Source organism: Geodermatophilus sp. SYSU D00742 (genome assembly GCF_054049935.1).
Map to the genome: position 1 here is coordinate 1 of NZ_JBJGYJ010000066.1, position 5,581 is coordinate 5,581.

At 78.1% G+C, this 5,581-nt stretch carries 4 protein-coding genes; 3 read left to right on the forward strand and 1 reads right to left on the reverse strand.

Annotation, left to right across the window (positions count from 1 at the left end; translation table 11 throughout):
- Nucleotides 1-256 precede the first annotated feature (256 nt).
- Nucleotides 257-691: a division/cell wall cluster transcriptional repressor MraZ gene (gene mraZ / locus ACI78V_RS22750; protein ID WP_456855071.1), complete on the reverse strand. Its 435-nt coding sequence runs from the start codon at nucleotides 689-691 to the stop codon at nucleotides 257-259.
- A gap of 360 nt (nucleotides 692-1,051) precedes the next feature.
- Here mraZ and ACI78V_RS22755 point away from each other — a divergent pair, with 360 nt between their 5' ends.
- The 3 genes from ACI78V_RS22755 to ACI78V_RS22765 all read left to right on the forward strand — a co-directional run.
- On the forward strand, nucleotides 1,052-2,032 hold the full coding sequence (locus ACI78V_RS22755) for an AAA family ATPase (RefSeq protein WP_456855073.1): 981 nt from the start codon (nucleotides 1,052-1,054) through the stop codon (nucleotides 2,030-2,032).
- A 1-nt stretch (nucleotide 2,033) separates the two neighbouring features.
- Nucleotides 2,034-3,404 carry a DUF58 domain-containing protein gene (locus ACI78V_RS22760; RefSeq protein ID WP_456855075.1) on the forward strand — a complete coding sequence of 457 codons (1,371 nt, stop codon included), beginning with the start codon at nucleotides 2,034-2,036 and terminating at the stop codon, nucleotides 3,402-3,404.
- On the forward strand, nucleotides 3,401-5,581 hold a 2,181-nt coding region (locus ACI78V_RS22765), incomplete at its 3' end, for a transglutaminase family protein (protein WP_456855077.1). The genes ACI78V_RS22760 and ACI78V_RS22765, both read left to right, overlap by 4 nt.

The following is a 5,581-nucleotide window of genomic DNA, read 5'->3' on the forward strand; positions in this document are numbered from 1 at the left end:
GGGGGTGGAGCGCCCCCGCCCCCCGGGGGGCCGGGGTGGGGTGGGGTAAGTACGCCTGGTGGTGCCCGGGGGGGAGGGAGGGCCCGGGGCCGTCCGCGACGGGGGAGCCGGGTGCCCACGCGGCCGGGGGCGGTGCTGCTCCTCCGCGCCGAGTGGACCGAGCCGCGGGGAAGGCGGCTCGGGCCGGCCGGTCGAGCCGCGGGGAAGTCGGCTCGGTCGGGGTGGGGCCCGGAGGGGTCGGAGGGGTGGGCGGGGATCAGGAGAGGGTGGGCATCCCCTCGCTCTCCATGTCGGCGTAGACCGCCTCCTGCTCGGCCACGTAGGCGTCCCAGGTGGCGGCGTCCCAGATCTCGAAGCGGGTGTCGACACCCACCACGACGACGTCGCGGTCGAGACCGGCGTACTCACGCAGGTTGGCCGGGATGGTGATGCGCCCGGTCTTGTCGGGCTCCACCTCCACCATCGACCCGAAGCTCATGCGGGCCCGCATGCGGGCCGCGGCGGTGTCGGAGGGCGCCATGGCGGCGGCCGCGGCGCTCTGCTCGGCGACCCGGGCCATGGTGAGGCCGTAGATGCAGCGCTCCTGCCCCTTCTTGATCACCATGCCGCCGGCCACCTGCTCGCGGAACCGGACGGGGAGTGCGAGCCGGCCCTTCTCGTCGAGCCGCAGCGGATAGCTGCCGACGAACACCGGATCACCTCCCCCACTGGTCCTCCACTCGCTCTGGGCGGACCCCGAGCGGGCCCGGCCTCCCCACCAGGCCACACAGTAACCCACTGGCCCCCACCAGACACCACTCGACACCATGTCGTGACCGGGCTCCCCCACCGCCCCCTGTGCTGGTCAGGGCGCCGTCCGGGGGTCCGGGGCGCCCGGTGGGGCGGGGTGGGGCGCGTGGTGGGGCGGCGTGGGGTGCGACCCCGCGCGGCAGGTCGTCGCGCACCGTCGCGGTGGGGCGGCCGCCCACCGCCGGCCGGGGAAGTCGGGGAAGCCATCGGTCCGGCGTCCCGGGAACCCCCCAGGTCGCCACGCGCACGTACCGTGGGACTCGTGACCGAGGTGACCCGCACCGCCGACGGCACGGACTCCTCGGTCGACGTCGCAGCCGAGGGCGCCCGCATCGCCGCGAACATGGCCCGCGTCGTCCACGGCAAGCCCGACGTCGTCCACCTGGCCCTCGTGGTGCTGCTCGCCGAGGGCCACCTGCTGGTCGAGGACGTGCCGGGCGTGGGCAAGACGACCCTGGCCAAGGCGCTGGCCGCCTCCATCGACGCGAGCGTGCGCCGCATCCAGTTCACCCCGGACCTGCTGCCGAGCGACGTGACCGGCGTGGCGATCTACGACCAGGAGAGCCGGGAGTTCGAGTTCAAGCCCGGCGCGGTGTTCGCCAACATCGTGGTCGCCGACGAGATCAACCGCGCCTCGCCGAAGACGCAGTCGGCCCTGCTGGAGTGCATGGAGGAGCGGCAGGTCACCGTCGACGGCGTCAGCTACGAGCTGGCCCGCCCGTTCCTCGTGATGGCCACCCAGAACCCGATCGAGATGGAGGGCACCTACCCCCTCCCCGAGGCGCAGCGCGACCGGTTCACCGCCCGGGTGTCGATGGGGTACCCCGACCGCGAGGCCGAGCTCGCCATGCTCGACGACCTCGTCACCACCGACCCCCTGGCCGCCCTGGCCCCGGTGGCCGACGCCGCGGGGGTGCGGGCGCTGGTCGCCGCGGTCGGCCGGCTGCACGTCGCCGAGGCCGTCCGCCGGTACGTGGTGTCGCTGGTGGAGGCGACCCGCCGCTCCCCCGACCTGCGCCTGGGCGCCTCACCCCGGGCCGGGCTGCAGCTGCTCCGCACGGCGCGGGCGGCCGCGGCGCTGGCCGGGCGCGACCACGTCCTGCCCGACGACGTCCAGACCGTCGCCGTGCCGGTGCTCGCCCACCGGCTGCTGCTCACCCCCGACGCCGCGGCCGCCCGGCGCAGCGGCGAGCAGGTGGTGACCGACCTGCTGGCGACCGTCCCGGTGCCGCGCGGACGCTGACGTGCGCGGACCTGTGGCGACGGCCCTCGCCACGCTCACCCTCCGGGGGCGGTGCCTGGTGGCCGCGGGCCTGACCCTGCTGCTGCTCGGCGTCCTCCTGGGCGAGCGACCGCTGGTGCAGGTGGCGGTCTTCGTGCTCGCCCTGCCCCTGCTGTCGGCGGCCGCCGTCGCCCGGCGCCGGTTCCGCGTCGCCTCCCGCCGCACGGTGACCCCCGCGCGGGTGCCCCGGGGCGGGGACGCCGAGGTGCGCCTGGAGGTGACCAACGCCGGCCGGGGCACCGGCGGGCTGTGGCTGCTGGCCGAGACCGTGCCGGCCGAGCTGGGCGCCACCCCGGAGTTCGTCGTCGACCGGCTGCCCGGCGGGGAGACCGCCGCGCTGCGGTACCGGGTGCACGGCGGCCGCCGCGGCCGCTACCGGCTCGGCCCGCTGCGGCTGCGGCTGGTCGACCCCTTCGGCCTGGTGCTGCGCAGCGTGGCCGGAGCCGACAGCGCTCCCCTGCTCGTGGTGCCGCGGGTCGTGCCGCTCGGCGCGGGCGGCCCGGACGGCGGGCACGGGGCCGGGGGCTCCGGCGCTCGCCGCTCGATCGCCGTCCACGGGGAGGACGACGTGAGCACGCGGGCGTACCGGCACGGCGACGACCTGCGGAAGGTGCACTGGCGGGCCACCGCGCGCACCGGGGAGCTGATGGTGCGGCTGGAGGAGCGTCCGTGGCGGGCGCAGGCCACCCTGCTGCTCGACACCCGGACCCGCGCGCACGTGCTCGCCCGCGGCCACGCCGCCGACCGCGCCGCCGGCACCGCGGGGAGCGACGCACCCCCGCCGGACAGCCTGGAGTGGCTGGTCGAGGCGGCCGCCAGCATCGGCACCGAGCTCCTCGGCCGGGGCGCGACCCTCCGGGTGGTCACCGACGCCGCGGAGCTGGCCCCCACCGAGCACCACGAGGGGCTGGGCGCCGGCGACCTGCTGGACCGGCTGGCCGCGGTCTCGCCGTCCCGGCTGTCCGGGCTGGGCCCGGGCCTGGATCTGCTCGCCCGGGCGGCCGGGGACGGACCGGTCATCGCCCTGCTCGGCGCCGTCGGCCCCGACGACGCCGCGGAGCTGGTGCGCGCGCGCTCCGGCCCCGGCACCGACCTGGCCGTGCTGGCCGACATCGGCAGCTGGGCGGGCACCGGGTCGGCCCGTAGCCGCCGGCCGGTCACCGGCGCGGCCCGTGACGAGTTGGTGCGCCAGCGGGAGGCCGCCGCGCGCCTGCTGCGGGCCGCCGGCTGGCGGGTCGCCGTGGCCTCCGCCGGCGACCCGGTGCCCGCGGTGTGGGCGCAGCTGGGCCGGCCCGGCACGGCCCCGGCAGGGCTGCGCGAGGTGCCGGTGTGAGCGGCCCGCATTCCCGGCTCGCGCTGGCCGAGGCCGGCACCGCGGTCGCCGCCGCCGTCGCCACGGCCCTGGGCACCTGCGCGCTCGTCCCCGTCTTCACCGACCGCTCGTGGCTGCCCCCGGTGCTGGCCGCCGTCGCCGTCGTCACCGTCGGCGGGCTGCTCCTGCGCGGCGCCGGGGCGCTGCTCTGGGCGTCGCTGGCGCCCGGCCGCCCCGTGCCGCTCCGGTGGGCGGCCGTCGGTGTCCCCCTGGTACCGGTGGGCCAGCTCGCCCTGCTCACCTGCCTGCTCACCGGGGTGTTCGCCCCCGAGCGGGCCCTCGGCAGCTGGCTGCCGACCCGCGGCAGCCTCACCGACCTGGTCTTGGTGCTGGCCGACGGCTCGGCCGAGCTGCAGGAGCAGGCGACGCCGGCGTTGCCCCTCACCGGTCTGCTGGCCCTCACCACGCTCATGGTCGGGCTGGTCGCGGTGGTCGTCGACCTGGTCGCGGTGGGCGGCCGCCAACCGGCGCTGGCCGGGCTCGGTCTGCTGGTGCTGTTCTGCGTGCCGGTCAGCACCGTGACCGGCACGATCGGCGCGCTGCCGGTGGCCGCGCCGGCGGCGGGGCTGGCCCTGCTGCTGTGGGCCGACCAGCACCGCCGGCTGCGGCACCGGCCGGCCGGCGGGCACCGGCCGCTGCTCGGCACCGGCACGCTGACCGCGCTGCGCACGGGGGCGGTGGCCGTGGTGCTGGGGCTGGTGGTGGGCGCGGTCGTGCCGACCCTCACCGAGGGCACCTTCGCCGGCGGGATCGGTCGCGGCATCGGCGGGTCCACGGGGACGGCGCTCGACCCGGCCGCCGCCCTGCAGGGCCAGCTGACCCTCGACGAGCCGATCGACCTGCTCCGCGTGGAGGCCTCCGTCGACGACCCCGGTTACCTGCGGGTGGTCGCGCTGGAGGTCTACGACGCCGAGGACGGCTGGTCGGTCGGCAACCTCGACGGCGAGACGGCGGTGGCCGACGACAGCGAGCTGGCCCCCCTCCCCGGCCGGCGGGACGGCCGGGCCGTCGACGCCCTGGTCACCGCCCTCGGGCACGAGGACGTCTACCTGCCGCTGCTCTACTCCCCCGTCTCGGTCTCGGTCACCGACGCCCCGCGGTGGCGGTTCGACCCCGGCACCGCCACGGTCTTCGGCCGCGACGTGTCCACCGCGGGTCGGACCTGGTCGGTGGTCGCCCAGGAACCGCGCCCGTCCCCGGAGGAGCTGGCCGCCGCGGAGCCCCTGCCGGCCGACTTCCCGGTGAGCCAGCGCTACACCGCCCTGCCGCCCCTGGACCCGGCCGCCACCGACCTGGTCACCTCGCTCACCGCCGGCCTGTCGAGCCCCTACGAGCGGGTCCGGGCGATCTACGGGCACTTCACCGACCCGGCGAGCGGCTACGCGTACTCGCTGTCCACCGCGCCCGGCACCAGCGGCGACGACCTGGTCGACTTCCTGCGGCTGCGCCGGGGGTACTGCGAGCAGTACGCCGGGGCGATGGCGACGCTGGTGCGGGCGGCCGGGGTCCCGGCGCGGGTGGTGCTCGGGTACACACCGGGCACCGTGCAGCCCGACGGCAGCCGGCTGGTCACCAGCGACGACGCGCACGCCTGGGTCGAGGCCTACTTCGACGACCTCGGCTGGATCCCGTTCGACCCCACCCCGATCGACGTCGACCGGGCCGTGGAGCTGCCGTGGTCCCCGCGGGTGCAGGACCAGGAGGCCGACGACCGCGCCGACGCCCCGGTCGTCCCGCTGCCCGGCCCGGTCACCCCCGCACCGCAGCTGGAGCCCGTGCCCCAGGCGGTGCCGGCGCCGCAGACGGCCCGGGCGTCGGCGGACTGGCTGCGCCCCGTGCTGCTGGGCGCCGCCGTGCTGCTCGGCACGGCCGCCGTGGCCGCGGTGCCGGCCGGGCTGCGGGCGCTGCAGCGGCGGCGCCGGCTGTCCGACGGCAGCGCCGCCGCCCTGTGGGACGAGCTCACCGCCACCGCGCTGGACGTCGGGCTCGAGGGTGACCCCGCCCGGACCCCACGGCAGGTGGCCGAGCAGCTGGCCGCGGCCATCGGCGAGCGCCGGGGGGGGGGGGCGCGCGCCCGCGGCCCCGGGGGGGGGGCGCCCGCCGCCCGCCCCCCCGGCGTCCCGCCGCGGCCCGGGGAT